This is a genomic window from Burkholderia sp. AU17457, from assembly GCF_002223255.1.
GTDB classification, from domain to species: Bacteria; Pseudomonadota; Gammaproteobacteria; order Burkholderiales; family Burkholderiaceae; genus Burkholderia; species Burkholderia sola.
Window position 1 is genome coordinate 282,730 of record NZ_NKFB01000004.1, and the last position, 24,186, is coordinate 306,915.

Genomic DNA, 24,186 nt, shown 5'->3' on the forward strand with positions numbered 1-24,186 from the left:
GCCGCGCTTGCTCGTGCCAATCACTGACGGGATGCGACGGTTGCAAAGTAACTTTCTAGCGTAACGGCGGCTCGTGGGTGTGTGGGCGCGCGGGGCGTTCTTTGCGCGCAGCGTTCCAGAAGGCAGGGCAACTCTCAACGTCGTCGTGCGGACGCCATAGCTCAGAGTCTGTCTCCAACTTTATCTCCAAGAAAATGTGTACTTTGGAGATAGACTTGGAGATAACCACAGCCTTACCAGACAAGGCTTACAGGCCGATACAACCGTCTATCTCCAAATCTCCAAATATTTTTGCTTCCGGCGGCACAGCAACGTTCCGCACGGCACCGTGCCTTCGACTGATCGAGCCTACGCCGATACGCCTGTTGGCGTCTTCTGAACGACCTCGCCCGAACGGCATACGCAGCAGAGCGATATGAATTCTGCGGCTGCCAGAAGCGTGGGGGGCAACTCTGGGGGCAACTCAGCAACACTCCACAAGCAACACCCCTACACTACGGGCCTCACATAGAATTATTTCATTCCGGCCCTGGCACCAGTCTTTCGCAGCGTCGTCGTGCGCTGCTTCTGTCGAAACCCGCGCAAGCTCGCCGCTTCGCGGGTTTTTTGTTGGTGCCGCGCGTTCCGCACCGCACCGGGTAACCGGCGGCGGCCTGCCGCCCGGTGCGCTCAGACCATCAACTCGCGGACGAAGTCCAGAAACACCCTCACCTTCGCCGAAACGAGATTCGACGCGTGGTGATACGCGTAAAGCGGGAAAGTCTCGTCCGCCCACTCGGGCAACAACTGCACCAAGCGTCCGTCGGCCAGGACGTCCCGCGCATAGAGCTCCAGCAGCTGCGCAATGCCGACGCCGCCCAGACACGCGCCGAGCAGCCCGCCCGTATCGTTGACCGTCAGCCTGCCGGCGGCGTCGACCGGCACGACTTCCTTGCCGCGATGAAACTCCCATTCGTATGGCCGCCCCGTCACCGGATCGCGGATCAGCACGCACCGGTGACCGTCCGCAAGATCCCGCGGGTGCCGCGGTTCGCCATGACGCGCGACGTAGGCCGCCGACGCGCAGGTCAGCACGCGCGTCTCGAGCAGCAGGCGCGCGCGATATGACGACGGCTCCGGAATGCCGAAACGCACGGCCACGTCGAAGCCGTCGGCGACGAGGTCGCCCATCCGGTCCCGCACGCTGATTTCGACCGACAGGTCGGGAAAGCGGTCGAGAAATTCCGCCATCCGCGGCGCCAGCACGTAGTGGCCGAACGTGCCGTCCACGTTGACCCGCAGCCGCCCCCTCACGCGCGCCTTCGACTGGCCGGCGTCGAGCGCCGCCTCCTCGATACCGGCCAGCAGCGGCGCGACCGTCTCGTAAAAACGCCGCCCTTCGTCGGTCAGCGTGATCGCACGCGCCGTCCGGTTGAAGATCCGGATGCCGACCCGCTCTTCCAGCCGGGCAACGGCGCGGCTCACCGCCGGTTGAGTCAGCCCCATTGCCTCGCCCGCCCGCGCGAAGGTACCCGCCTCGATCACCGCGGAAAGCACGCCGATACCGCTGAGCAATCTGCTGTCGAATCCCATGAGACATACTTTTAGTCATTCATTGACTGATCATTATTCATTATTTTTATTTATCAAGGAAGCCTACAGTGGTCCTGTCGCCGGATCGAACGGCATTCATTCACCAGGAGCAGGACATGAGCACATCGGAACAGGTCGCCCTCGTCACGGGTTCATCGCGCGGCATCGGCGCGGAAATTGCGCGCCAACTCGCCCGGGACGGCTTCCGCGTCGTCGTCAACTATGCCGGGAGCGCCGGCCCGGCCCGCGAGGTGGTCGACGCGATCGTCGCCGACGGCGGCCATGCGGTCGCGGTGCAGGCGAACGTCGCCGATCCGGCGGCCGTGGCCGCGCTGTTCGACGCCGCGCAACAAGCATTCGGCGGCCCGGATGTGGTGGTCAATTCCGCGGGCGTGATGAAGCTGGCGACCATCGCCGACTGCGACGACGCGCTGTTCGACGAAACGCTCGCCATCAACGTGAAAGGCACGTTCAACGTCTGCCGCGAAGCGGCCCGGCGGGTGCGCGACGGCGGACGCATCATCAACCTGTCCACCAGCGTGATCGGCATGCGCATGCCGACTTACGGCGTGTACGTCGCCAGCAAGGCGGCGGTCGAAAGCCTCACGCAGGTGCTCGCGCAGGAAATGCGTGGGCGCGGCGTCCGCGTGAACGCCGTCGCGCCCGGGCCGGTCGCGACCGAGCTGTTCCTGCAGGGCAAGAGCCCCGAACTCGTCGATCGGCTCGCGAAACTGAACCCGCTCGAGCGGCTCGGCCAGCCCGACGATATCGCGCGCGTCGTCGCGTTCCTCGCCGGCCCGGAAGGCGCGTGGATCAATGGCCAGGTCCTGCGCGCCAACGGCGGCATGTGCTGACGGACCGTTCGCCGCCATCCCATCTTTCCGCCAGGAGATCGCTCATGAAGGAAGTCGTCCTCGTCACCGGCGCGTCCAGCGGCTTCGGCTTGCTGACGGCCCAGGCGCTCGCCCGCGCCGGTCACACGGTCTATGCATCGATGCGCGAGAGCACCGGGCGCAACGCGCCGCGCGTCGCCGCCGTCGCCGCCTACGCGCAACAACACGGCGTCGACCTGCGCAGCATCGAACTCGATGTCGGCGACGATGCATCGGTCGACGCCGCAATCGACCGCGTGATCGCCGACAACGGCCGTCTGGACGTCGTCGTCCACAACGCCGGTCACATGGTGTTCGGGCCGGCCGAGGCATTCACGCCCGAACAGCTTGCGCGGCTCTACGACGTCAACGTCGTGTCGACCCAGCGCGTGAACCGCGCGGCGCTGCCGCACCTGCGCCGCCAGGGCCGCGGCCTGCTCGTGTGGGTGTCGTCCTCGTCGGCGCGCGGCGGCACCCCGCCGTTCCTCGCCCCCTACTTCGCCGCGAAAGCCGCGATGGACTCGCTCGCGGTGTCCTACGCGGCCGAACTTGCCCGCTGGGGCATCGAAACGTCGATCGTCGTGCCGGGCGCGTTCACCCGGGGCACGAATCACTTCCTCCATGCCGGCAAGCCGGCCGATACCGCCGTGCAGGCCGCCTACGACAGCGGGCCGTACGCGGGCGTCGCCGATCAGGCGTTGCAGGGCCTCGCCGCGCTTGAACCGGCGGACGCCGACGCCGGCGCGGTCGCCACGGCGATTGCCGAGCTCGTCGCGGCGCCGGCCGGCAAGCGCCCGTACCGCGTGTTCGTCGACCCGTCGCAGGACGGCGCCGAGGAAGTGTTCCGCGTTGGCGATCGCGTCCGCCGCGAGATGTTCAGGAACATCGGCCTTGGCGACCTGCTCGCGCCGCGCGTCGGCGGCTGATCCTTCGCGCGCCGGGCCGGCCGGCGCGCGTCAATCCCGCTCGCAGAACCGGAGAATCGCGTCCGCGACCGCGGCCGCGGATTCGCGCTGCGGGAAATGTCCGATTCCGTCGAGCACTTGCCGCTCGTAGCGCCCGGCGAAGAACCGCTCGCGCCCGGCCGAGCTGTCCGGATGATTGCAGGTGTCCGCGCCGCCGTGCAGCACGAGCGTCGGCACCGCCAGCACGGGCGCCGGGTTCAGCCGCGCGTCGTCGTCGGCATAGGCCGGCGCGCCCGGCGCGAAGCCCCAGCGCTGCCGATACGAATGCAGCACGACGTCGATCCAGTCGGGTCCGTCGAACGCGACGGCCGCCGCGTCGAAATCGCTGTCGCGATACCAGCCCGCCGGCGACCACGTATCCCACATCAGGCGCGCGAACGCGCGGCGGTCGTCGCGCAGCGCCTGCTCGCCGCGCGGCGTCGCCATGAACCAGTGATACCAGTAGTTGCGCGCCTGCTGCAGCGACAGCGGCTGAGCGGGATCGTTGGTGCCGTACCCGACCGACAGCATCACGAGATGCGATGCGGCACCGTCGCGCAGCCCGCACGCGTTCGCGGCCGCGCGGGCGCCCCAGTCGTGCCCGACCAGCACGGGCCGCTCGATGCCGAGCACGTCGACGAATTCGAGCAGGTCGCGCCCGAGCGCCGCGAGCTGGCCGCTGCGCGGCACGGATGCATCGCGAAAGCGCGTCGGCGCGAAGCCGCGCAACGCGGGCGCAAGCACGCGGTAGCCACGTGCGGCCAGCGCCGCGGCCACCGCCTCCCAGCCGACCGGGCTGTCCGGCCAGCCGTGCAGCAGCACGGCCGTGCGCTCGCCGCGCGGGTTCCATTCGAGATAGGCAATGTCGAGCGACGCGGTCGTCGCGTGCGCATAGGTCGTCATCGTGTACTCCGTCAGGTCAGCATGAACATACGATGGTAGGTCGGCCTTTCATCACGATTCGCGGAGTATCATGATTCACTCTTCGAATATCTCGTCGAATCGATCCATGGAACCGCCGACCCACCCCGCGTCGACCGCGCTCGACATCGCGCTGCTGCGCACCTTTCTCGAAGTCGTCGACAGCCGCGGGTTCGCGCCGGCCGCGGAACGCCTCGCGCTGACGCCGTCCGCCGTCAGCGGCCACATCAAGCGGCTCGAACAGGCGGCCGGCACCGTGCTGCTGGCGCGCACGACACGCCGGATCGCGCTGACGCCGGCCGGCGACACGCTGTACGCGTACGCGCGCAACATCGTCGACATGGAGCGCGAGGTGCGCGCGCGGCTGCGCGGCGCGCCGGCGCACGGGCCGCTGCGGATCGGCGCGTCGGAGGATTTCGCGGGCACGTGGCTGCCGCAGGTGCTGCGCACGTTTCGCGACGGCCATCCGCGCACAACGATCGAACTGAAGGTCGGCATCACCGCGTCGCTGCTGCGGGAGCAATCGCTGGGCCGGCTCGACGTCGTGTTCGGCAAGCAGTGCCGACAGGTCGACACGCCCGGCGAACTGCTGTGGGAGGAGCCGCTCGTGTGGGCATTCGCGGCCGATACAGCGCTCGACGCGGAGGAAGGCGTGCCGCTCGCGCTGTTTCCGGAACCGTGCGTGTATCGGGAAGCCGCGGTGTCCGCACTCGCGGCGGCGCTGCGGCCGTTTCGCGTGCTGTTCGAAAGCGCGAGCATGGCCGGCTGCATGTCGGCCGCGCTCGCCGGCTTCGCGGTCACGGCGCTCGCGCGCAGCCAATTGCGCGACGGCCTGCGCGAGTGCGGGCCGCACGACGGCCTGCCGGCGCTGCCGGGCGCCCGCTTTTACGCATTCGCGTCGAAACCGGCCGGCGTCGGCACCGCGCTGATCGACGCGGTGCGGGCGACCGGGCGCACGCGGCAGTTCGCCGCCTGAGCACGCGTGACGCGGCGCCGCACCCGCCGCGGCCTCGCGCCGGCGCCGATCGGGCCGCGTCACGGGCCGGCGAACGGCGGGACGGCCCGCGGATGCCGGCACGATGCCGCTTTCAGTCGCCGCGGCCGCTCGCGCCCGCGTCGCTCAATGCCTCCGCCATCAGCTCCCCGAACCAGTCGACGAACGCGTTGAGCCGCCTCGAGCGATGCCGGCGATGCGGATACACGGCCGACACGTCCATCGGCTCGGCGCGGTGGCCGGGCATCACGTCGACGAGTGCGCCGCTTGCCAGCAGATGCTCGACGTCGAAGCGCGGAATCTGGATCAGCCCCATTCCCGCGACGCAGCTGGCGATGTAGGTTTCGGCGTTGTTGACGATCACGCGGCTCGGCAGCGTCAGCAAGTGCCGCTGCCCGTCCGCGCAATATTCCCAGCCGAGTTCGCGCCCCGTGGTCGGCGACGCATAGCCGATCGCCCAGTGCCCGTGCGCGAGCGCGTCCGGATGCTCGGGCACGCCGCATTCGCGCAGGTAGTCGGGGCTCGCACAGTTGATCAGCGTGAACTGTCCGAGCGGCCGCACGACGAGGCTGCTGTCCGCGAGCCGCCCGACGCGGATCGCGCAATCGACGCCCTCCTGCACGAGGTCGATCGCGCGGTCCGTGGACCCGAGCGACAGTTGCAGCTTCGGGTGGCGGCGAAACAGCGACGGCAGCGCGGGCGCCACGACGCGGCGTGCGATCCGGCTCGGCACGTCGACGTTCAGCCGCCCGACCACGTCGCGATCGCGGCGCCGGAACAGGCGGTCGAGTTCGTCAGCTTCCGCGAGCAGGCGCCGGCCGCGTTCGAGCAGGAACGCGCCGTCGGCGGTCAGCTGCACCTGGCGCGTCGTGCGGTGCAGCAGCCGCGTGCCGAGCGCCGTCTCGAGCTGCTGGACGGCCGCCGACACGGTCGCGCGCGGCACGTCGAGCGCATGCGCGGCCTTGATGAAGCTGCCCATCTCGGCAACCTGCAGGAAGATCCTGACCTGATCCAGCTTGTCCATCGGCGGGAAACCCGGGTTCGAACGACGGTCGGCACCGGCCGCCGCGCATCGCGGCCGGCTTCGGCGGCACAGAAAAAACGGGCGCGCGGCCTCGTGGCTGCGCGCCCGTCCATTGTCCACGCAAACGCGCCAGTGCGGTGCGCCGCGCGGCCCGCAACCGGCCCGGTTACTTGGTCGTGTAGCCGCCGTTGATCAGGATCGTCTGGCCCGTGATCCACCAGCCGTCGGTCACGAGATGGCGGATGAACGGCACGACGTCCTCGATGTCGGTCAGCCCCGTCTTGCTGAACGGCGACAGCGCGGCGGCCGTCTTGTGGTAGGCGACCGCATCGGCGCCTTCGGCCGGATAGAAGAACGGCGTGTCCATCGGGCCCGGCCCGACGGCCGTCACCGATATGCCGCGTGCGCCGTATTCCTTCGACGCCGCGCGCGTGAAGTGCTCGACCGGCGCCTTCGACCCTTCGTACGCCGCGTAGAACGGCGTGAACGCGCCCAGCAGCGACGTGACGAGCGTGACGAGCTTGCCGTGATCCTCGAGGTGCCGCCCGGCTTCCTTGATGAAGAAGAACGCCGACTTGCTGTTGACCGCGAACATCTCGTCGTACTCGGCCTCGCTGATTTCCGTGAACGGCTTCTTCAGCACCTTGCCGACCGTGTTGATCGCGATGTCGATCTTGCCGAAGCGCTGCTTCGCGTCGTCGAACAGCTTCTCGACTGCGGCCGCCGTCGTCAGGTCCGCCTGGAACGTCGCGGCTTCCGCGCCGGCCGCGCGCACCGCCGCGGCCGTCTCCTCGGCCTGCGCCTGCGACGCCGCGCTGTTGTAGTGAATCGCCACCGCCTTCGCGCCGTGGCCCGCCAGGTCCCGGGCGATCAGGCCGCCGAGATTCTTTGCGCCGCCTGCGATCAGGACGACCTTGTCTGCGAGCGTATGAGTTGCCACGGTTGACTCCTTTTTTCGTTGAACGAAGCTAGGAGTGTAGGCATACGCGACCCGCCGATCAGCCGGTCGAGGCTGGATGGATTATCCAGAAAAGCGATCCAATCGAAGCCGAGCAAGGTGACCTGCCGCACCGACGGCGGCGCCGGGTTCCGCGACCGATTGCGGCGCGGCCGCCGGCCGGCTCAGCGCGCGTACAGCGCCGCGTCGATCTTGCCGAGCAGCCACTGCATGCCGGCCAGATGCTGCTGGTCGTGACTGCACAGGTAGTGGACGAGCCCGCGCACGGTCAGCGAACCATAGCCGTCGAACTCGCCGGTACGTTCGAACTGTTCCGGCGTGACGCGCGACAGCCGCGCCAGCGTCTCGCGCCGCGCGTCGCGAATCGCCGCGAGCACTTCGGACGCATACGCGTCGTCGTAGCGCCGTTCGATCGCGAGCGCGTCGCCGTCGATCGACACGAGCAGCGGGTGATCTTCGTCGAGCATGCGACGCAGCCGCACGTGATAGCCGTCGATCTCGATGTCGCGCACGTGGCAGAGCTGCCCGAGCGGCGAGAAGTGCTCGCTCGGCATGCCGGCCCAGTCGTCGGGCGTCCAGCGCGCATAGCCGTCGGGCACGGCCGCGAAATGCGCTTCGAGCTGACGGGGGAAATCGGCGAGTGCGTCGAGCGTCGTCGGATTCATGCGGGGAAACTCCCTGTCGGATAAAGGCGCGCGGCAACCCTGGCACGGGCCTGCCGCCGCCGTTGCGTCACTTCACGCTGAAGCCGTATGCGCCCTGCGTGCGATGCCCGTCGGTCGCGACGGCTACCCACTTCACCGTGTACGCACCCGTGCCGAGCGCCGCGAGCGACACCGTCATCCGCTTGCGGTTCGATGCGTCGATGCGCGCGCGGTCGTTCGACACTGTCTTGCCGTCACCGTCGACGACGACGATCGAGCTGAATGCCGGCTCCAGCGGCTCGGTGAAGTCGATCGTGACGGCGGCCGGTGCGGTGGCCAGCGCGGCGCCTGCCGCCGGGTCGCTCGTTGCGAGATGCGCGTGCGCGAACGCGGTCGACGAAACGGTCGCGGCGACGATGACGGCGGCCGCGTGGCGGCCGAACGGGAATGAATCGAAACGCATGGACTGCCCACGAAGAATGAACGGGCGCCGCGCGCCGCGCGGCGTTCCGGCAGCTTACCAGCGCATGCGCGTTCCTGCCGGCCATGCGCCGGCGCTTGATAGAATGCGCGCGCTATGGATCTCGAAAGCATTCTCTACACCCAGGGCTTCGGCTCGCGCCGCCAGTGCCGCGGCCTGATCGAAGCGGGCCGCGTCGCCGTCGCGGGCGCCGCCGCGCCGGACCCGGACGCCACCTTCGACACCGACGGCCTCGTGTTCTCGGTCGACGATACGGCATGGCCGTTCCATGCGCGCGCGTATCTCGCGCTCAACAAGCCGGCCGGCTACGAGTGTTCGCGCGATCCGCAGCACCATGCGAGCGTGTTCAGCCTGTTGCCCGCGCCGCTCGTCGCGCGCGGCGTGCAGTGCGTCGGCCGGCTCGACCAGGACACGACCGGCCTGTTGCTGCTGTCCGACGACGGCCAGTTCGTGCACGCGTACACGTCGCCGAAGCGCAAGGTGCCGAAGACCTACGTCGCGACCGTGCGCCACCCGCTCGACGATGCGCAACTGCACGCGCTGCGCACCGGCGTGCAACTGCATGGCGAGCCGAAGCCGATCGCGGCCGTCGCCGCCGACGCGCGCGACACGCACACGCTCGCGCTGACCGTGCTCGAAGGCAAGTACCACCAGGTCAAGCGAATGGTCGCCGCGGCGAGCAACCGCGTCGAGTTGCTGCACCGCGAAAGCATCGGCGGCTTCGCGCTGCCGGCCGACCTCGCGCCGGGTGCGTGGCGGTGGCTCGACGAAGCCGACCTTTCAATGCTGCGCAATCCCGTCCAAACCCTGTAAGGGAAAATCCGCACGACCGTTCGGTGCCTGGCGGCCTCTCGGCCGCAGGTTCCCCCGCTATACTGAAATCACAAGCTGCAAGAGCGGCGATGCAGGGGGAGACATCATGAACATCAACCATTCTTTCGAACTGTCGTCCGTGATGATCGCATTCGCGGTCATCGGCGTCATCGTGATCGGCGGCCTGCTGGCCACGATGCATCTGAAGCACAAATATCATCCGAACCTGATCGGCGCGCTGATCGGTGCGCTGCTGTGCTTCCTGCTGATCGAGGCGTTACCGGCGCTCACCTGACGCGCCGCCCGGCGCGAGCGTTTGAAGGAAATCGTCTACGGTCGGATAGCGCAAGGTCACGCACAATTCGGCCTTGAGCCGTGCGTTGGACAGGCGCCGCGACTCGCGCATGAACGACAGCAGCGTCGGTTCGAGCACGCGCTCCGCGTCCGCGCGGCTGACGCGCGGCGGCTTCGGCAGGCCGAGCGCCTGCGCGACCCGGTCGAAATACTCTCCCATCCGCAGTTCGGTATCGTCCGACGCGTGCACGGCGCGCGCCGGCTTGCCGCGCTCGGCCGCACGGCGCAGGATCGCCGCGAGATCGTCCGCGTGGATGTGGTTCGTGTAGACGTCGTCGGCCGGTTCGAGCGCCGGCGTGCCGCGCTCGAGCCGCGCGACCGGCAGACGGTTCGCCGCATAGATGCCGGGAATGCGCACGATGCGCGCGGACAGCACGCCGCGCACCGTCGCCGCACGCAGTTGGCGCTCGGCCGACACGCGCCGGAACGCGCGCGGGTTCGCGGGGCGCAGCGGGTGCGTTTCGTCGATGCGCGCGCCGCCGCAGTCGCCGTAGACGCCCGTCGTGCTGGCGTAGACCAGCGTCGGCGCGCGAAGACCCTCGGGTACAATACGCGCTGCCCGAACGGACGCGCCGGCCTGTCGCGCCGCGCTGCGCAGCGTTCGGAGCCGGCCGACCGCCGATGCCGGCGGTACCGCCGGCCGACGCGCGGGCATGGACGTTGCGGCGATCAGCGCACGCGTGCGCCGGTCGTCGCGGCCGTCGGATGGCGGCGGCGCGAGATGCAGGATCGTGCGGGCAAGGCCGGCGAGACGGCCGAGCGTCGCCCGGCGATCGAGGTCGCCGACGATCGGTGTCGCGCCCGCGGCGCGCAGTTCGTCGCGGCGAGCCGGGTGGCTCGTCAACGCGACGATGCGCAGGTCGGGGCGCGCGTCACGCCATTGCGCGACGCAGCGCATGCCGACGTCGCCGCAGCCGACGATCAGTACGCGCGGCCGGCGCAGGATTCGTGTCGCGATCATGTGGGTTGCGAGATCAGTAGCCGCCGTTGCGCGACGCGCAACGGTTTTGCATTGTAGCTGCCGTGCGCGACATGCACGGTCCCCCCATTTTGTTTTAGTTTGGTTCTATGGCATTCAACGTCACTCTCAAGCAAAGCGGCCGGCAATTCCAGGTCGAGTCGGATGAAACCGTGCTGGCGGCCGCGCTGCGCCAGAACGTCCATCTGCCGTACGGCTGCAAGAACGGCGCGTGCGGCTCCTGCAAGGGCCAAATCGTGTCGGGCCAGATCGAACAGGGCCCGCACGCCGCGTCGGCGCTGTCCAACGACGAACGCACGCGCGGCCTCGCGCTGCTGTGCTGCTCGACCGCGCAATGCGATCTCGAGATCGACGTGCGCGAAATCGCCGGCGTCGACGGCGTACAGGTGAAGAAGCTGCCGTGCCGGATCGCGGCGCTCGAACGCAAGGCGGACGACGTGATGGTCGTGAAGCTGCAGTTGCCGGCGAACGAACGCCTGCAGTACCTCGCGGGCCAGTACGTCGAGTTCATCCTGAAGGACGGCTCGCGCCGCAGCTATTCGATGGCGAACGCGCCGCACGAGGAAGGCCCGATCGAGCTGCACATCCGCCACATGCCGGGCGGCAAGTTCACCGACCACGTATTCGGCGCGATGAAGGAGCGCGACATCCTGCGCTTCGAAGGCCCGCTCGGCACGTTCTTCCTGCGCGAGGATTCCGACAAGCCGATCGTGCTGCTCGCGTCGGGCACCGGCTTCGCGCCGATCAAGGCGATCATCGAGCACGTGAAGCACTCGGGTATCACGCGTCCGATGACGCTCTACTGGGGCGCGCGCCGCAAGAAGGACATCTATCTCGCCGAACTCGCCGAGCAATGGGCGCGCGAGCTCCCGAACTTCAAGTACGTGCCGGTGCTCTCCGAGCCGGACGACGCCGACCAGTGGACGGGCCGCACGGGCTTCGTCCACCGTGCGGTGATCGAGGACCTGCCCGATCTGTCCGGCCATCAGGTCTACGCGTGCGGCGCGCCGGTGATGGTCGAATCCGCGCAGCGCGACTTCACGCAGCACCACGCGCTGCCGGCCGACGAGTTCTACGCGGACTCGTTCACGAGCGCCGCCGACCTCGCGCACCCGGTCTGAGCGGCGGGCGCGCCCGCGCGCCCCGCTGCGCGCCGCCGTGTCACATCCGTGGCATCGCGGCGGTTTACAGTGGGGCGCGGGATGCCTTATGCTTGCGCACATGAACCGCTTCCTGTCCGCTCTCCGACGTCGCCGCTCGCCGCTCCGCCCGGATGCCGCCGGCTCGTCACGGACTCGCGCGTAACCCTCCTCCGCTTCACCGGTTACGCACAAGCTGTTCGACCCACCAGCCACGGCCTTCCGTGGCTTTTTTATTGCCCGTTTCCCTTTCAACGCCCGCTGGAGTCTGCTGCCATGCCCCTGAACGATTATCCGATCGACTCGCTGATGTACATCACGAACCGCCCCGACATCGTGTTTACGCACGGCAAGGGTTCGTGGCTCTACGATCACACGGGCAAGCGCTATCTGGACTTCATCCAGGGCTGGGCCGTCAACAGCCTCGGCCACTGCAACGACGGCATCGTCGAAGCGCTGAAGACCCAGGCCGACAAGCTGCTGAACCCGTCGCCCGCGTTCTACAACGAGCCGATGGCGAAGCTCGCGGGCCTGCTCACGCAGCACAGCGTGTTCGACAAGGTGTTTTTCACGAACAGCGGCGCCGAGGCGAACGAAGGCGCGATCAAGCTCGCGCGCAAGTGGGGCCGCAAGTTCAAGAACGGCGCGTACGAGATCATCACGTTCGACCACAGCTTCCACGGCCGCACGCTCGCGACGATGTCGGCCAGCGGCAAGCCGGGCTGGGACACGATCTACGCGCCGCAGGTGCCGGGCTTCCCGAAGGCCGAGCTGAACAACATCGAGTCGGTCGAGAAGCTGATCACCGACAAGACCGTCGCCGTGATGCTCGAGCCGATCCAGGGCGAAGGCGGCGTGATCCCGGCCACGCGTGAATTCATGCAGGCGCTGCGCGCGCTGACGAAGCAGCACGACCTGCTGCTGATCGTCGACGAAGTGCAGAGCGGTTGCGGCCGCGCGGGCACGCTGTTCGCGTACGAGCTGTCCGGCATCGAGCCGGACGTGATGACGCTCGCGAAGGGCATCGGCGGCGGCGCCCCGCTCGGCGCGCTGCTGTCGAAGGCCGATGTCTCGGTGTTCGAAGCCGGCGACCAGGGCGGCACGTACAACGGCAACCCGCTGATGACGGCGGTCGGCTATTCGGTGATCTCGCAGCTCGTCGCACCCGGCTTCCTCGAAGGCGTGCGTGCGCGCAGCGAGTATCTGAAGCGCAAGCTGCTCGAGCTGTCGGAGGAACGCGGTTTCGAGGGCGAACGCGGCGAAGGCCTGCTGCGCGCGCTGCTGCTCGGCAAGGACATCGGCCCGCAGATCGTCGAGAAGGCGCGCGACATGCAGCCGGACGGCCTGCTGCTGAACGCCGCACGGCCGAACCTGCTGCGCTTCATGCCCGCGCTGAACGTCACGACCGAGGAAATCGACCAGATGATGGCGATGCTGCGGTCGATCCTCGACACGCTGTAAGGAGACCGCCGCGATGGATGCCGCCGCCGATGCTGTCGCGATCCGCCCGTTCGAACGCGCCGACACCGATCCCGTGCTCGCGGTTTGGCGCGACGCGTTCCCGCAGTACGACGAAGCCGGTGCGCCGCCGCACCGCGATCCGCTGCGATCGATCGAGCTGAAGCTCGCGACGCAACCGGAACTGTTCTTCGTCGCGACCAGCGGCACGCGCGTCGTCGGCACGCTGATGGCCGGTTTCGACGGACATCGCGGCTGGCTCTACTCGTTCGGCGTCGCGAACGGCGCGCGCCGGCTCGGCGTCGGCCGCGCGCTGATCGCGCATGCGGAACGCGCGCTCGCCGCGCGCGGCTGCATGAAGATCAACCTGCAGGTGCTGCCCGGCAACGACGATGCATGCCGCTTCTACGCGGCGCTCGGCTATCGCGTCGAGGAACGCATCTCGTTCGGCAAGACGCTGCCGGTCGCGTAAAGCGCCGCCGGCCGCCACGCGGCTCAGCGCGTGATCGGCCCGGCGCCCGGCAGCGGATTGCCGAGCGCGTCGGTCGGCACGGCCTGCTGCTCGAACGCCGCGAAATACGCGGCCCACTGCGTGTCGCTCACGCGCACGAGCAGCGCGCCGTCCTGCCACACGTCGTTGTGATCGTTGTGGTCGTCGCCCGCGCGATGCAGGTAGTTCGGGCCCGTCGAGCCCTGATTCATGTGCGTGTCGTGGATGCCGTTGCCTTGCGCATAGGTGCGGCCGAATACGACGACGTCGAGACCCTGCGACTGCGCGGCGTTCACGAGCCGCAGCAGCGACGGGATCGGCTCCGGATGCTCGGTGCCGTCCATCACCGCACTCGCGCGCCATGCCCCCGTGTCGTTCAGGACGTCGCTGCGCAGATAGTCGAGCGCGGGCAACGCCGTTTGCCCGGTCAGGTCCGTGTAGCCTTCGGCCGCGGCGGCCAGCGTCTGCGTGACCGGATGATGGAAATCGTAGACGAGCTTGTAGTTCAGCAAGTCGTCCGCGTCGTTGGTGCCAACGTTGATCGCGACGTCCCAGTCTCCCGCCGGCAGCGCCAGCGTCAGGTGAACGTGATACTGGATCTCGCTGCCGTGCGGCGAACCCTTCGGCTTCGCCACCGACTTCACCTTCGCCTTCACGAAACCGTAGTCCAGACTCATGCGTGTTCTCCAGGTGCCGATGGGGGATCGATGCTACGTGGCCCGTGTGTCGGTTTGCGGGCCCCGCCCACGGGCGACCGGCTGCGGGCGACCGGCACGCCAGCCGCACGCGCGGCGCAACAATCGAATGGAGCCGCCTGCGCGCGCGGAGTTCGACGCGAATCGCCCCATACGAAAAAAAACCGTCACGGTTTCCCGTGACGGTTTTTCGACAGCCCGGGTGCGACGTGCGCAACCGGACTCGTTCGATCGCTTACTCGCCCAGATACGCGGCGCGCACCTTCGGATCGTCGAGCATCTGCTTCGCGTCGCCTTCCATCGTGACCGTGCCCGAATCCATCACGTAGCCGCGGTCGGCTGCCTGCAGCGCGAGGCGTGCGTTCTGCTCGACCAGCAGCACCGTGATGCCTTCCTTCGAGATCTCGCGCACCACTTCGAAGATCTTCTCGACCATGATCGGCGACAACCCCATCGACGGCTCGTCGAGCAGCAGCAGCTTCGGCTTCGACAGAATCGCGCGCGACATCGCCAGCATCTGCTGCTCGCCGCCCGACAGCGTGCCCGCGAGCTGCGTCGCCCGTTCCTTCAGGCGCGGGAAGAAGCCGAACATCCGGTCGACGTCCTTCTTGATCTGGTCGTTGTCGTTGCGCAGGTACGCGCCCATCTGCATGTTCTCGATGATCGACATCCGCGCGAAGATCCCGCGGCCTTCCGGCACCATCGCGAGGCCGCGCTTGAGCAGCTCGTGCGACGGCACGCCCTTGATCGACTTGCCGTCGTACTCGATGTCGCCCGCCGAATACGGCTTCAGGCCGGTGATCGCCTTCATCGTCGTGGTCTTGCCGGCGCCGTTCGCGCCGATCAGCGTCACGAGCTCGCCCTGGCGGACTTCCATGTCAACGCCCTTGACGGCCTGGATGCCGCCGTAGTTGACCTGCAAGCCCTTGATTTTCAACATTGCCGCTGCCATCAGTGCACCCCTGCGCCGAGATATGCCTCAATCACCTTCGGATTCTTCTGCACGTCCTGCGGCAGACCCTCGGCGATCACCTTGCCGTAATCGAGCACCGTCATCCGGTTGCACAGCCCCATCACGAGCTTCACGTCGTGCTCGATCAGCAGGATCGTGCGGCCGTCCGAACGGATCTTGTCGAGCAGGCGCGTGAGTTCGACCTTCTCGGTCGCGTTCATCCCGGCTGCCGGCTCGTCGAGCGCGAGCAGCTTCGGGTCGGTCGCCAATGCACGGGCGATTTCCAGGCGACGCTGGTGACCGTACGACAGGTTGCGCGACGTGTAGTCGGCGTACTGCAGCACGCCGACGTAGTCGAGCAGCTCGATCGCGCGCTCCTTGATCTCGCGCTCTTCCTGGCGTTCGGCCGGCGTCTGGAACACCGCGCCGAGCAGCCCGTGCTTGGTGCGCACGTGGCGGCCCACCATCACGTTCTCGAGCGCGGTCATCCCGCCGAACAGGCGGATGTTCTGGAACGTACGCGCGATGCCGGCCTTGGCCACTTGGTGCACGGCCGTCGGCGTGTAGTTCGTGCCGTCCAGCTTGAAGTCGCCGGAGTCCGGCGTGTAGAGGCCCGTGATCACGTTGAAGAACGTGGTCTTGCCGGCGCCGTTCGGGCCGATCAGACCGTAGATCTCGCCTTCCTTGATCTGCAGGCCGACGTCGGACAATGCCTGCAGCCCGCCGAAGCGCTTGTTCACGCCCGAGACGGACAGTCGGATTTGCTTGTCGCTCATGTGTTTATCCCCTTGTCCGTAGGTTAGGCGCGCACCGGCTTCTTGCTGTTGCGCTTCGCCAGTTTCGCGATCTTGTCCTCATGCTTCGGCGCGGGCCACAGGCCTTCCGAGCGATACAGCATGATGATCACCATCGCGAGGCCGTACAGCGCCTGACGAATCACTTCCGTATCGACGATGTCATGACCGAACAGCGCATGCTGCAGCGGGCTCATCGTCGAACGCAGGAATTCCGGGAAGATCGCGAGCAGCACCGCACCCAGGATCACGCCCGGGATGTGGCCCATGCCACCGAGCACCACGCACGCGAGCACGACGATCGATTCCCAGAACGTGAACGACTCGGGCGACACGAAGCCCTGGAACGCGCCGAACATCGAGCCCGACAGGCCGCCGAACGACGCACCCATCGCGAACGCGAGCAGCTTCACGTTACGGGTGTTGATGCCCATTGCCTTCGCGGCGATCTCGTCTTCGCGGATCGCGGCCCACGCGCGGCCGATACGCGAGTGCTGCAGACGCGTACACACCCAGATCACCAGCAGCGAGCAGAGCACGAACAGGTAGTAGTACATGTACACCGACGGCAGCTGGAAGCCGAACAGCGTATGCGTCTGCGACAGGTTGAAGCCGCCGACGTGCACCGGATCGATGCCCGTGATCCCCTTCGGGCCGTTGGTGATGTTCACCGGACGGTCGAGGTTGTTCATGAAGATCCGGACGATTTCACCGAAGCCCAGCGTGACGATCGCCAGGTAGTCGCCGCGCAGGCGCAGCGTCGGCGCGCCGAGCAGGATCCCGAAGGTCGCCGCGAGCGCCATCGCGATCGGCACGATGATCAGGAACGGCACGTGCAGCCCGTTCGGCGCGAGCGCCGCGATCCACTCGAACTGCGAGGTCAGGTGCGGCGAGCTCAGGAGCGCCGCCGTGTACGCGCCCACCGCGTAGAACGCGATGTAGCCGAGGTCGAGCAGGCCGGCGAAGCCGACCACCACGTTCAGGCCCAGCGCGAGCATCACGTACAGCATCGCGAAGTCGAGCACGCGGACCCAGTAGTTGCCGCCGGCCGAGCCGATCACGATCGGCGCGGCGATCACGAGGACCGCGGTCAGAAGGCCGATGACGACGGTCTTGGCGGTGTTGCGCTCTTCGACGAGCGACGTCGACGATTCGATCGGTTGAATGGATGTCATGTTGTTTGCTCCCCTTCCGTTACGCGCGGTCCGCGACACGTTCGCCCAGCAAGCCCGACGGACGGAACACCAGCACGATGATCAGCACGACGAAGGCGAACACGTCCTGGTAGTTACTGCCGAATACGCCGCCCGTGAGGTTGCCGATGTAGCCGGCCCCGAGCTGCTCGATCAGGCCGAGCAGCACGCCGCCGACCATCGCGCCGCCGAGGTTGCCGATCCCGCCGAGCACCGCGGCCGTGAACGCCTTCATGCCGGGGATGAAGCCCATGTAGAAGTGCACGTTGCCGTATTCGGACGCGATCATCACGCCGGCCAGCGCGGCGAGCGCCGAGCCGATCATGAACGTCGCCGAGATCACGAAGTTCGGGTTCACGCCCATCAGGCTCGCCGTATTCGGGCTTTCGGCGATCGCGCGCATCGCGCGGCCGAGCTTGGTCTTGTGCACGAGCAGCAGCAGGCCGCCCATCACGAGGAACGCGACCGCGATGATCACGATTTCGGTGACCGAGATCACGGCGCCGGGCGTCGTGTCGGTGGCCTTGATCACGTTGATCGGGTCGGTCGGCAGCAATTGCGGGAACGGCAGCGGGTTGCGCGACCAGATGATCATCGCAGCCGTCTGCAGCAGGATCGACACGCCGATCGCTGTGATCAGCGGCGCGAGGCGCGGCGCGCGGCGCAGCGGCCGGTACGCGACGCGCTCGATCGTGAAGCCGACGAACGCACAGACGACCGCGGCGATGCCCAGGCCGATCGTCAGCGTCGCGACGTTGCCGAGTCCGGGAAAGTGGTTCTGCAGCACGGTGATGGCCGACAGCGCGACCATCGCGCCGATCATCAGCACGTCGCCGTGCGCGAAGTTGATGATGCCGAGAATGCCGTACACCATCGTGTATCCCAACGCGATGATGGCGTACACACTGCCGAGCACCAGCCCGTTGAGAACCTGCTGGACGAAAATATCCATTTAAAGCTCCTTGGCCCGTGCTGCCGGAGGACGTTGCGCCCCGCGGGTAAGCGAGGAATCGCGCCTTCTCGGCGACACTGCGGGTACTAGTCGATACCGGTAAGGGTGGATCGTCCCGGCGCGCGCCGCCCGGCCTGTACGGCCGGACCTGCCGCCGGAGCGGATACAAAAACGGCACCGCACTGTTCCGGTGCCGTCATGAGTCCCGTCGCTAAATCGTCACGACATCGAGGACGGTGTTCGTGGCCTCCTTGAAGTCGTGGGGCAGCATGCCGAGACGGCCGTCGTCCGGTTTCCCGGCATCCGTGCCTTGGCCCGTCCGGTGCCATGCAAGCATCGCGCCAGGACGGATCGGATTCCGCGCCGCATCGCCCGTCAAGGCGTTGCGACGGCCGCGCCCGACTGTCGTCAGGACTGCATCGGAATCCATCGTACGAACCAGACTGCGCGCCACGACACGGTCGGTCGCGGCGGCGCGCTGTTTCGTCGAATCGAATTGAAGGGGGGACTGTGGCCTGGGCACGCTGCCGGCAACACCGCGATCGTGCGGCACCCGTCGACCGGCGGCTTGCCGCGATGCCGCCGGCATGCCCGCTGCCGGACCGGTCGCCGGTCCAAGCGCGTTGATTTCCTCGATCGTCAAACGTGCCCCGTTTTCCTTGTCCCTGCCCAGTTGCGTGATACGGCGCGCCGATGGCGCCGCCCGTCGGGTGCCGGCGGCGCGCACGCCGCTGGCCGATGGTGCCGCGAACCCCGCAGCCGCCCTGCCCGCCCCGTCGTCGCTCTTTTTGCTGCAGCCGGCAAGCATTGCAACCGGTGCGGCGACGGACACGGCGTAAGCCAACTTCACATGCATTGAATGGTCTCCCGCGCCTTGCCAAAACCCGTTTCAAAGCCATTCCGGCTTGAAAACGGGCGCATTGTAACTCCATTTATAGGCCGCCAATATTCCTGATTCGATGGGGTTTTCCTGCATTGCAACCAATTTTGAGACACGATTGCGCGAGCCGGGAGCAACCGGGTTGCACCATCGCTGGGAATAATGGTTGCGATATGAATTTCGAGGCACAAAAAAGCGCGCCGCGAGGGCGCGCTTCGGTGTTCCGCAGGGTGCGATGCGGCAATCAGGCGGCGGGCGGCAGGTTCAACCCGCGCGGCAGCGGAAACGACACGTTTTCCTCGATGCCGTCGAGGGCGCGGACGTTGCGCACGCCGAGTTCGCGCAGCCGCGCGATCACGGCCTGGGCGAGCACCTCGGGGGCCGACGCGCCGGCCGTCACGCCGATACGGCGCTTGCCGGCGACCCATGCCGGATCGATCTGGTCCGGCGCATCGACCATGTACGCGGCCACGCCGCGCTTTTCAGCCACTTCGCGCAGCCGGCTCGAATTCGAGCTGTTCGGGCTGCCGACCACGATCACGACATCGCATTGCGGCGCCATGAACTTGACCGCGTCCTGGCGGTTCTGCGTCGCGTAGCAGATGTCCTGCTTCTTCGGCTCGCGGATCTTCGGATACTTCGCCTTCAGCGCGCCGATGATCTCGGCCGCATCGTCGACGGACAGCGTCGTCTGCGTGACGAGCGCGATGCGTTCGGGATCGGCGAGCTCGAGCTTCTGCACGTCCTCGACGCTTTCGACGAGGTGCATGCCGCGCTCGACCTGGCCCATCGTGCCTTCGACTTCGGGATGGCCCTTGTGCCCGATCATGACGATGTCGACGCCGTCCTGGCGCATCTTCGCCACTTCGACGTGCACCTTCGTGACGAGCGGACAGGTTGCGTCGTAAATGCGCAGGCCGCGCACGTCGGCCTCGTCGCGCACGGCTTTCGACACGCCGTGCGCACTGAAGATCACGGTGTTGCCGGCCGGCACTTCCTCGAGTTCCTCGACGAAGATCGCGCCCTTCTTCTTCAGATCCTCGACCACGTACTTGTTGTGGACGATTTCGTGACGCACGTAGATCGGCGCGCCGTGCATCGCGATGGCGCGCTCGACGATCTCGATTGCGCGGTCGACGCCCGCGCAGAAACCGCGCGGCTGGGCCAGCAGGATTTCGGCGTCGGCGGCGACGGTCTGCCCGGACAGCGTATCGGTGGTACTCATGATTACAGGATTCCGATGATTTTCACTTCGAACGTGAGCGCCTGGCCCGCGAGCGGATGGTTGAAGTCGAACAGCGCCGACGTCTCGCCGACTTCCTTCAGCACCCCCGCATAGCGACCGCCATCCGGTGCGTTGAACTCGATGAGTTCGCCCGGCGTGAAATCGTCGCCGACCATCCCGTTCTCGCGCAGCGTCGACAGCGTCACGCGCTGGAGCATGTCGGGATTGCGGGGACCGAACCCCTGCTCGGGGGCTAGCTGAAAAGTCGAGTGGTCGCCGACCCGGAGCCCGAGCAGAATCTGTTCCAGCGACGGCGCCAGTTGCCCCGCGCCCAGCAACAGCGTGGCCGGCTTGTCCGAGAAGGTGTTGACGATATCGGCGCCGTCGGCCAGTGCGAGCCGGTAATGCAACGTGACGTGGGAACCGGGCTTCACTTCGGATAGATCGATGAGGCTCATGAATTACTCGTTCGGTCGGCGCCCGCTACGGCCGAATGGCCCGGCGCAAAGCCAATATTGTAAGTCACCTGAGCGTGCAAGGCGGAAAGTGCGACGACGTTGCGCACGCCGCCCGCCGCCAATGGAGTTCAGACCATGCCGTCACCCTGCCTCATCCTGCCGTCGGCCGAATGCCGCGACACCGCCGACGCGCCGGCCGATTCGCCTGCCCGCGTCATCCCGATCCACCGGCGCAAGCGCCGCCCGGCCGACTGGCGGCCCGAGCGGCCGCGCGAACGGCTGCTGGAGCGCGGGCCGGCCGCGCTGACCGACGACGAGCTGATCGCACTGCTGCTCGGCACCGGCAAGCCCGGTCACGACGTCTTCGTCATCGCCCGCGAACTGATCGGTCAATACAAGTCGCTGCGCGGCTTGCTCGAAGCGGGCGCCGACGATTTCGAGGCGCACCCCGGCATCGGCCCCGCGCGCTCCGCGCGGCTGGTCGCGGTCACCGAGATCGCGCGACGCATGCTGGAGGAGAAGGCACGGGACGGCATGCAGATCGATTCGCCCGGCGCCGTCGAGGATTGCCTGCGCATGAAGATCGGCACGCTCCCGCACGAAGTGTTCGTCGCGGTCTACCTGGACGCCCGCAACCGCATGATCGACATCGAGGAAATCGCGCGCGGCTCGCTCACGCGCATGGCCGTCTACCCACGCGAGATCGTGCGCCAGGCGATGAAACAGAACGCCGCGGCGCTGATCGTCGCGCACAACCATCCGTCGGGCGCGGTGCAGCCGAGCGCGGAAGACCGCCGCCTGACCCGCGTGCTGAAGGACGCGCTCGAGCTCGTCGACGTGCGGCTGCTCGATCACGTCGTCGTCGGCGTCAGCGATACTTTCTCGTTCGCGCGGGCCGGTTGGCTGTAGACTGTGGCGCGGCGGCCCATCCCAGGGCGCCGCAACGGCGGAGCGAAATTAGGTTTGATTTTTCTGAACTTTTTCTGCTAGAATCGCCGTCTGTCTTTTTTCCAACCAGTTCTAGCCATCGAAGGGCCTTGTCTGCAAGGGCTACGGCGTTCTGAGTGCAGCCATGGATCACGTGGCGGTGCGATGGAACCTTCACCGGCGATCGAACCCCGAATTTAGCGTATTAGGAGTGCTCTCATGGCACGCGTATGCCAAGTAACTGGGAAAGCGCCGATGAGCGGCAACAACGTTTCCCACGCCAACAACAAGACGAAGCGTCGCTTCCTCCCGAACCTGCAAAACCGCCGGTTCTGGGTTGAGAGCGAAAACCGCTGGGTGCGTCTGCGCGTCTCGAACGCCGGCCTGCGCCTGATCGACAAGAACGGCATCGATTCCGTGCTCGCTGACCTGCGCGCACGCGGCGAAGCCTAAGCCCAAGGAGCAGAATCATGGCAAAAGGCGCCCGCGACAAGATCAAGCTTGAGTCGACCGCTGGTACGGGTCACTTCTACACGACCACGAAGAACAAGCGCAACATGCCGGAAAAGATGGCGATCAAGAAGTTCGATCCCGTCGTCCGCAAGCATGTGGAATACAAAGAAACCAAGATCAAGTAATCTCCGGTTTCTGCCAGCCTGACGGCGACCGAAAAGCCCCGCACCCGCGGGGCTTTTTGTTTTGGCGCGCGCGCTCGCGCCCGACGCGGTATGCTCTCCCCTTTCCGCGGCGACGACCGGCGGAACGCAACATCAAAAAGCGTAACGATGGAGATGCAGCATGAAATTCGACGTGGCGATCGTCGGCAGCGGCCTGGCAGGGCTGTCGGTCGCACTCAACCTGGCCAGCACGCGACGTGTCGCGCTGATCGCGAAACGTTCGATGATGGAGGGGGCAAGCGATCACGCGCAGGGCGGCATCGCGGCGGTCCTCGACTCGGCGGACAGCATCGAGAACCACGTCGACGACACGCTGGTCGCCGGTGGCGGGCTGTGCGATGAAGGCGCGACGCGCTACATCGTCGAGCACGGCCGCGAAGCAATCGAATGGCTGATCTCGCAAGGCGTGCCGTTCACGAAGGACGACGCGGCCGAACTCGGCTTTCACCTGACGCGCGAAGGCGGCCACAGTCACCGCCGGATCATCCATGCGGCCGATGCGACCGGCCATGCGGTGCTCGCGACGCTGTCGGAGCGCGCGCGCCAGCATCCGAACATCACGTTCTTCGAAAACCACCACGCGATCGACCTGATCACGTCGGACCGGCTCGGCCTGCCCGGCCGCCGCTGTCACGGCCTGTATGCGCTCGACGTCGACAACGACCGCACGATCACGATCGAGGCGCCGCATACGGTGCTCGCCACCGGCGGCGCCGGCAAGGTCTACCTGTACACGACCAACCCCGACACCGCGACCGGCGACGGCATCGCGATGGCATGGCGGGCAGGCTGCCGCGTGTCGAACATGGAATTCATCCAGTTCCATCCGACCTGCCTGTTCCATCCGTACGCGAAGTCGTTCCTGATTTCGGAAGCCGTGCGCGGCGAAGGCGGCCTGCTGAAGCTGCCCGACGGCACGCGCTTCATGCCCGCGCACGATCCGCGCGCCGAGCTCGCGCCGCGCGACATCGTCGCACGCGCGATCGATTTCGAGATCAAGAAGCGCGGGATCGACTGCGTGTATCTCGACATCAGCCATCAGCCGGAAGCGTTCCTGCGCGAACATTTCCCGACGATTCATGCGCGCTGCCTCGAATTCGGCATCGACATCGCGAAACAGCCGATCCCCGTCGTGCCGGCCGCGCACTATACGTGTGGCGGCGTCGTCACCGATCTCGCGGGGCGCACGGATCTCGCCGGCCTGTATGCGGTCGGCGAAACGTCGTACACGGGGCTGCACGGCGCGAACCGGCTCGCGAGCAACTCGCTGCTCGAATGCCTCGTGATCGGCCGGGCGGCGGCCGAGGCGATCGAAGCGGTCGGCTTCGACGCCCAAACGCCCACCGCACTGCCCGCATGGGACGAAAGCCGCGTGTCGGATGCGGACGAGGAAGTCGTCGTAGCCCACAACTGGGACGAACTGCGCCGCCTGATGTGGAACTACGTCGGCATCGTGCGCACCGACAAGCGCCTCGAGCGCGCGAAACACCGGCTGTCGCTGCTGCGCGACGAGATCCACGAGTACTACGCGAATTTCCGCGTGACGCGCGATCTGCTCGAACTGCGCAACCTCGTCGACGTGGCCACGCTGATCGTGAAGAGCGCGTACTCGCGCCGCGAAAGCCGCGGACTGCACTACAGCCGCGACTGGCCACATACGCTGCCGAAAGCGCTGCCGAGCGTGCTCACGCCGCGCTCGCGCCGCTGAGCGGCGCGCCGCCCTTCCCGGCGGCGACCGCAGCCCGAGAAAAAAGCCGTTGGCGTTTGCGCGCCAACGGCTTTTTTGTCTG

The 24,186-nt window shown here is 67.2% G+C and carries 27 protein-coding genes; 12 read left to right on the forward strand and 15 right to left on the reverse strand.

The features are described 5' to 3' along the window. Positions 1–669: 669 nt before the first annotated feature. Positions 670–1,572 (reverse strand): LysR family transcriptional regulator, encoded by a 903-nt coding sequence (locus CFB49_RS13595; RefSeq protein ID WP_069620410.1) that lies wholly within the window; start codon positions 1,570–1,572, stop codon positions 670–672. A gap of 116 nt (positions 1,573–1,688) precedes the next feature. Between CFB49_RS13595 and CFB49_RS13600 the strand changes: the two genes are divergently transcribed. Further along, the gene (locus CFB49_RS13600) at positions 1,689–2,426 is read left to right on the forward strand and encodes an SDR family oxidoreductase (protein ID WP_089491835.1); all 738 of its coding nucleotides are present in this window, start codon (positions 1,689–1,691) and stop codon (positions 2,424–2,426) included. Positions 2,427–2,470: 44 nt separating this feature from the next. Further along, positions 2,471–3,370: an SDR family oxidoreductase gene (locus CFB49_RS13605; protein ID WP_089491571.1), complete on the forward strand. Its 900-nt coding sequence runs from the start codon at positions 2,471–2,473 to the stop codon at positions 3,368–3,370. A 30-nt stretch (positions 3,371–3,400) separates the two neighbouring features. Here the strand turns inward: CFB49_RS13605 and CFB49_RS13610 are convergent, their stop codons facing one another. After that, the gene (locus CFB49_RS13610; RefSeq protein WP_069620412.1) at positions 3,401–4,291 is read right to left on the reverse strand and encodes an alpha/beta fold hydrolase; all 891 of its coding nucleotides are present in this window, start codon (positions 4,289–4,291) and stop codon (positions 3,401–3,403) included. Between the two features lie 106 nt (positions 4,292–4,397). Here CFB49_RS13610 and CFB49_RS13615 point away from each other — a divergent pair, with 106 nt between their 5' ends. Next, positions 4,398–5,285, forward strand: a complete 888-nt coding sequence (locus CFB49_RS13615; RefSeq protein WP_089435498.1) for a LysR substrate-binding domain-containing protein — start codon at positions 4,398–4,400, stop codon at positions 5,283–5,285. Positions 5,286–5,397: 112 nt separating this feature from the next. Here the strand turns inward: CFB49_RS13615 and CFB49_RS13620 are convergent, their stop codons facing one another. The 4 genes from CFB49_RS13620 to copC form a co-directional block, all read right to left on the reverse strand. Then, positions 5,398–6,327, reverse strand: a complete 930-nt coding sequence (locus tag CFB49_RS13620) for a LysR family transcriptional regulator (protein ID WP_089491572.1) — start codon at positions 6,325–6,327, stop codon at positions 5,398–5,400. Between the two features lie 166 nt (positions 6,328–6,493). Continuing rightward, on the reverse strand, positions 6,494–7,267 hold the full coding sequence (locus tag CFB49_RS13625; protein WP_006478064.1) for an SDR family oxidoreductase: 774 nt from the start codon (positions 7,265–7,267) through the stop codon (positions 6,494–6,496). 182 nt (positions 7,268–7,449) lie between these two features. Further along, complete coding sequence (locus CFB49_RS13630; protein WP_089491573.1) at positions 7,450–7,950, reverse strand: DinB family protein; 501 nt, start codon at positions 7,948–7,950, stop codon at positions 7,450–7,452. 67 nt (positions 7,951–8,017) lie between these two features. After that, positions 8,018–8,392 carry a copper homeostasis periplasmic binding protein CopC gene (copC, locus tag CFB49_RS13635; protein ID WP_089491574.1) on the reverse strand — a complete coding sequence of 125 codons (375 nt, stop codon included), beginning with the start codon at positions 8,390–8,392 and terminating at the stop codon, positions 8,018–8,020. Positions 8,393–8,506: 114 nt separating this feature from the next. On the opposite strand from copC, the gene CFB49_RS13640 reads away from it, so the two are divergent. Continuing rightward, entirely contained in the window at positions 8,507–9,223 is a 717-nt protein-coding gene (locus CFB49_RS13640; RefSeq protein ID WP_069620417.1) for a 16S rRNA pseudouridine(516) synthase, read from the forward strand. Between the two features lie 106 nt (positions 9,224–9,329). Continuing rightward, positions 9,330–9,518, forward strand: coding sequence for a hypothetical protein (locus CFB49_RS13645; protein WP_011546000.1), 189 nt, complete (start codon positions 9,330–9,332; stop codon positions 9,516–9,518). Here the strand turns inward: CFB49_RS13645 and CFB49_RS13650 are convergent. Next, positions 9,501–10,538 (reverse strand): NAD-dependent epimerase/dehydratase family protein, encoded by a 1,038-nt coding sequence (locus CFB49_RS13650; protein WP_089491575.1) that lies wholly within the window; start codon positions 10,536–10,538, stop codon positions 9,501–9,503. The two genes, CFB49_RS13645 and CFB49_RS13650, sit on opposite strands and share 18 nt — an antisense overlap. Before the next feature lie 107 nt (positions 10,539–10,645). Between CFB49_RS13650 and CFB49_RS13655 the strand changes: the two genes are divergently transcribed. The 3 genes from CFB49_RS13655 (at position 10,646) to CFB49_RS13665 (ending at position 13,625) form a co-directional block, all read left to right on the forward strand. Continuing rightward, positions 10,646–11,677, forward strand: a complete 1,032-nt coding sequence (locus CFB49_RS13655) for a CDP-6-deoxy-delta-3,4-glucoseen reductase (RefSeq protein ID WP_089491576.1) — start codon at positions 10,646–10,648, stop codon at positions 11,675–11,677. Positions 11,678–11,971: 294 nt separating this feature from the next. Further along, positions 11,972–13,156 (forward strand): acetylornithine transaminase, encoded by a 1,185-nt coding sequence (locus CFB49_RS13660; RefSeq protein ID WP_089491577.1) that lies wholly within the window; start codon positions 11,972–11,974, stop codon positions 13,154–13,156. A gap of 13 nt (positions 13,157–13,169) precedes the next feature. Beyond that, entirely contained in the window at positions 13,170–13,625 is a 456-nt protein-coding gene (locus tag CFB49_RS13665) for a GNAT family acetyltransferase (protein ID WP_089491578.1), read from the forward strand. Positions 13,626–13,648: 23 nt separating this feature from the next. On the opposite strand, the gene CFB49_RS13670 is transcribed toward CFB49_RS13665, so the two are convergent. The 8 genes from CFB49_RS13670 to CFB49_RS13705 all read right to left on the reverse strand — a co-directional run bounded on the left by CFB49_RS13670 (position 13,649) and on the right by CFB49_RS13705 (position 20,792). After that, positions 13,649–14,320: a DUF2278 family protein gene (locus tag CFB49_RS13670; protein WP_089491579.1), complete on the reverse strand. Its 672-nt coding sequence runs from the start codon at positions 14,318–14,320 to the stop codon at positions 13,649–13,651. A 253-nt stretch (positions 14,321–14,573) separates the two neighbouring features. After that, positions 14,574–15,290, reverse strand: coding sequence for an ABC transporter ATP-binding protein (locus CFB49_RS13675; protein WP_050017530.1), 717 nt, complete (start codon positions 15,288–15,290; stop codon positions 14,574–14,576). Beyond that, positions 15,290–16,066, reverse strand: coding sequence for an ABC transporter ATP-binding protein (locus tag CFB49_RS13680; protein ID WP_050017531.1), 777 nt, complete (start codon positions 16,064–16,066; stop codon positions 15,290–15,292). The genes CFB49_RS13675 and CFB49_RS13680 overlap by 1 nt, the downstream gene beginning before the upstream one ends. Before the next feature lie 23 nt (positions 16,067–16,089). Continuing rightward, positions 16,090–17,259 carry an ABC transporter permease subunit gene (locus CFB49_RS13685; protein WP_069620423.1) on the reverse strand — a complete coding sequence of 390 codons (1,170 nt, stop codon included), beginning with the start codon at positions 17,257–17,259 and terminating at the stop codon, positions 16,090–16,092. A gap of 19 nt (positions 17,260–17,278) precedes the next feature. After that, a complete protein-coding gene (locus tag CFB49_RS13690; RefSeq protein ID WP_021160758.1) occupies positions 17,279–18,229 on the reverse strand; it encodes a branched-chain amino acid ABC transporter permease in 951 nt (316 codons plus the stop codon). 211 nt (positions 18,230–18,440) lie between these two features. After that, entirely contained in the window at positions 18,441–19,085 is a 645-nt protein-coding gene (locus CFB49_RS13695; protein WP_069620424.1) for an amino acid-binding protein, read from the reverse strand. A gap of 268 nt (positions 19,086–19,353) precedes the next feature. Beyond that, positions 19,354–20,334: a 4-hydroxy-3-methylbut-2-enyl diphosphate reductase gene (gene ispH / locus CFB49_RS13700; RefSeq protein WP_006488968.1), complete on the reverse strand. Its 981-nt coding sequence runs from the start codon at positions 20,332–20,334 to the stop codon at positions 19,354–19,356. A 2-nt stretch (positions 20,335–20,336) separates the two neighbouring features. Next, the gene (locus tag CFB49_RS13705; RefSeq protein WP_034186308.1) at positions 20,337–20,792 is read right to left on the reverse strand and encodes an FKBP-type peptidyl-prolyl cis-trans isomerase; all 456 of its coding nucleotides are present in this window, start codon (positions 20,790–20,792) and stop codon (positions 20,337–20,339) included. Positions 20,793–20,927: 135 nt separating this feature from the next. Here CFB49_RS13705 and radC point away from each other — a divergent pair, with 135 nt between their 5' ends. The 4 genes from radC (at position 20,928) to nadB (ending at position 24,104) form a co-directional block, all read left to right on the forward strand. After that, a complete protein-coding gene (radC, locus tag CFB49_RS13710) occupies positions 20,928–21,701 on the forward strand; it encodes a RadC family protein (protein WP_069620425.1) in 774 nt (257 codons plus the stop codon). Positions 21,702–21,938: 237 nt separating this feature from the next. Further along, a complete protein-coding gene (gene rpmB, locus CFB49_RS13715; RefSeq protein WP_004186391.1) occupies positions 21,939–22,172 on the forward strand; it encodes a 50S ribosomal protein L28 in 234 nt (77 codons plus the stop codon). A gap of 17 nt (positions 22,173–22,189) precedes the next feature. After that, positions 22,190–22,357, forward strand: a complete 168-nt coding sequence (gene rpmG, locus CFB49_RS13720) for a 50S ribosomal protein L33 (RefSeq protein ID WP_006478046.1) — start codon at positions 22,190–22,192, stop codon at positions 22,355–22,357. A 160-nt stretch (positions 22,358–22,517) separates the two neighbouring features. Then, positions 22,518–24,104 carry an L-aspartate oxidase gene (gene nadB, locus CFB49_RS13725; RefSeq protein WP_089491580.1) on the forward strand — a complete coding sequence of 529 codons (1,587 nt, stop codon included), beginning with the start codon at positions 22,518–22,520 and terminating at the stop codon, positions 24,102–24,104. The last annotated feature ends 82 nt before the right edge of the window (positions 24,105–24,186 follow it).

Bases quoted from the DNA above. Each gene is read 5' to 3' on its own strand.
- CFB49_RS13620 (WP_089491572.1), bottom strand. From the start codon at position 6,327: ATGGACAAGCTGGATCAGGTCAGGATCTTCCTGCAGGTTGCCGAGATG.
- CFB49_RS13615 (WP_089435498.1), top strand. From the start codon at position 4,398: ATGGAACCGCCGACCCACCCCGCGTCGACCGCGCTCGACATCGCGCTG.
- CFB49_RS13690 (WP_021160758.1), bottom strand. From the start codon at position 18,229: ATGGATATTTTCGTCCAGCAGGTTCTCAACGGGCTGGTGCTCGGCAGT.
- CFB49_RS13595 (WP_069620410.1), bottom strand. From the start codon at position 1,572: ATGGGATTCGACAGCAGATTGCTCAGCGGTATCGGCGTGCTTTCCGCG.
- CFB49_RS13705 (WP_034186308.1), bottom strand. From the start codon at position 20,792: ATGAGCCTCATCGATCTATCCGAAGTGAAGCCCGGTTCCCACGTCACG.
- CFB49_RS13660 (WP_089491577.1), top strand. From the start codon at position 11,972: ATGCCCCTGAACGATTATCCGATCGACTCGCTGATGTACATCACGAAC.
- CFB49_RS13695 (WP_069620424.1), bottom strand. From the start codon at position 19,085: ATGCATGTGAAGTTGGCTTACGCCGTGTCCGTCGCCGCACCGGTTGCA.
- CFB49_RS13685 (WP_069620423.1), bottom strand. From the start codon at position 17,259: ATGACATCCATTCAACCGATCGAATCGTCGACGTCGCTCGTCGAAGAG.
- ispH (WP_006488968.1), bottom strand. From the start codon at position 20,334: ATGAGTACCACCGATACGCTGTCCGGGCAGACCGTCGCCGCCGACGCC.
- CFB49_RS13610 (WP_069620412.1), bottom strand. From the start codon at position 4,291: ATGACGACCTATGCGCACGCGACGACCGCGTCGCTCGACATTGCCTAT.
- copC (WP_089491574.1), bottom strand. From the start codon at position 8,392: ATGCGTTTCGATTCATTCCCGTTCGGCCGCCACGCGGCCGCCGTCATC.
- radC (WP_069620425.1), top strand. From the start codon at position 20,928: ATGCCGTCACCCTGCCTCATCCTGCCGTCGGCCGAATGCCGCGACACC.
- rpmB (WP_004186391.1), top strand. From the start codon at position 21,939: ATGGCACGCGTATGCCAAGTAACTGGGAAAGCGCCGATGAGCGGCAAC.
- CFB49_RS13650 (WP_089491575.1), bottom strand. From the start codon at position 10,538: ATGATCGCGACACGAATCCTGCGCCGGCCGCGCGTACTGATCGTCGGC.
- CFB49_RS13655 (WP_089491576.1), top strand. From the start codon at position 10,646: ATGGCATTCAACGTCACTCTCAAGCAAAGCGGCCGGCAATTCCAGGTC.
- CFB49_RS13605 (WP_089491571.1), top strand. From the start codon at position 2,471: ATGAAGGAAGTCGTCCTCGTCACCGGCGCGTCCAGCGGCTTCGGCTTG.
- CFB49_RS13645 (WP_011546000.1), top strand. From the start codon at position 9,330: ATGAACATCAACCATTCTTTCGAACTGTCGTCCGTGATGATCGCATTC.
- CFB49_RS13640 (WP_069620417.1), top strand. From the start codon at position 8,507: ATGGATCTCGAAAGCATTCTCTACACCCAGGGCTTCGGCTCGCGCCGC.
- CFB49_RS13600 (WP_089491835.1), top strand. From the start codon at position 1,689: ATGAGCACATCGGAACAGGTCGCCCTCGTCACGGGTTCATCGCGCGGC.
- nadB (WP_089491580.1), top strand. From the start codon at position 22,518: ATGAAATTCGACGTGGCGATCGTCGGCAGCGGCCTGGCAGGGCTGTCG.
- CFB49_RS13670 (WP_089491579.1), bottom strand. From the start codon at position 14,320: ATGAGTCTGGACTACGGTTTCGTGAAGGCGAAGGTGAAGTCGGTGGCG.
- rpmG (WP_006478046.1), top strand. From the start codon at position 22,190: ATGGCAAAAGGCGCCCGCGACAAGATCAAGCTTGAGTCGACCGCTGGT.
- CFB49_RS13630 (WP_089491573.1), bottom strand. From the start codon at position 7,950: ATGAATCCGACGACGCTCGACGCACTCGCCGATTTCCCCCGTCAGCTC.
- CFB49_RS13665 (WP_089491578.1), top strand. From the start codon at position 13,170: ATGGATGCCGCCGCCGATGCTGTCGCGATCCGCCCGTTCGAACGCGCC.
- CFB49_RS13675 (WP_050017530.1), bottom strand. From the start codon at position 15,290: ATGGCAGCGGCAATGTTGAAAATCAAGGGCTTGCAGGTCAACTACGGC.
- CFB49_RS13680 (WP_050017531.1), bottom strand. From the start codon at position 16,066: ATGAGCGACAAGCAAATCCGACTGTCCGTCTCGGGCGTGAACAAGCGC.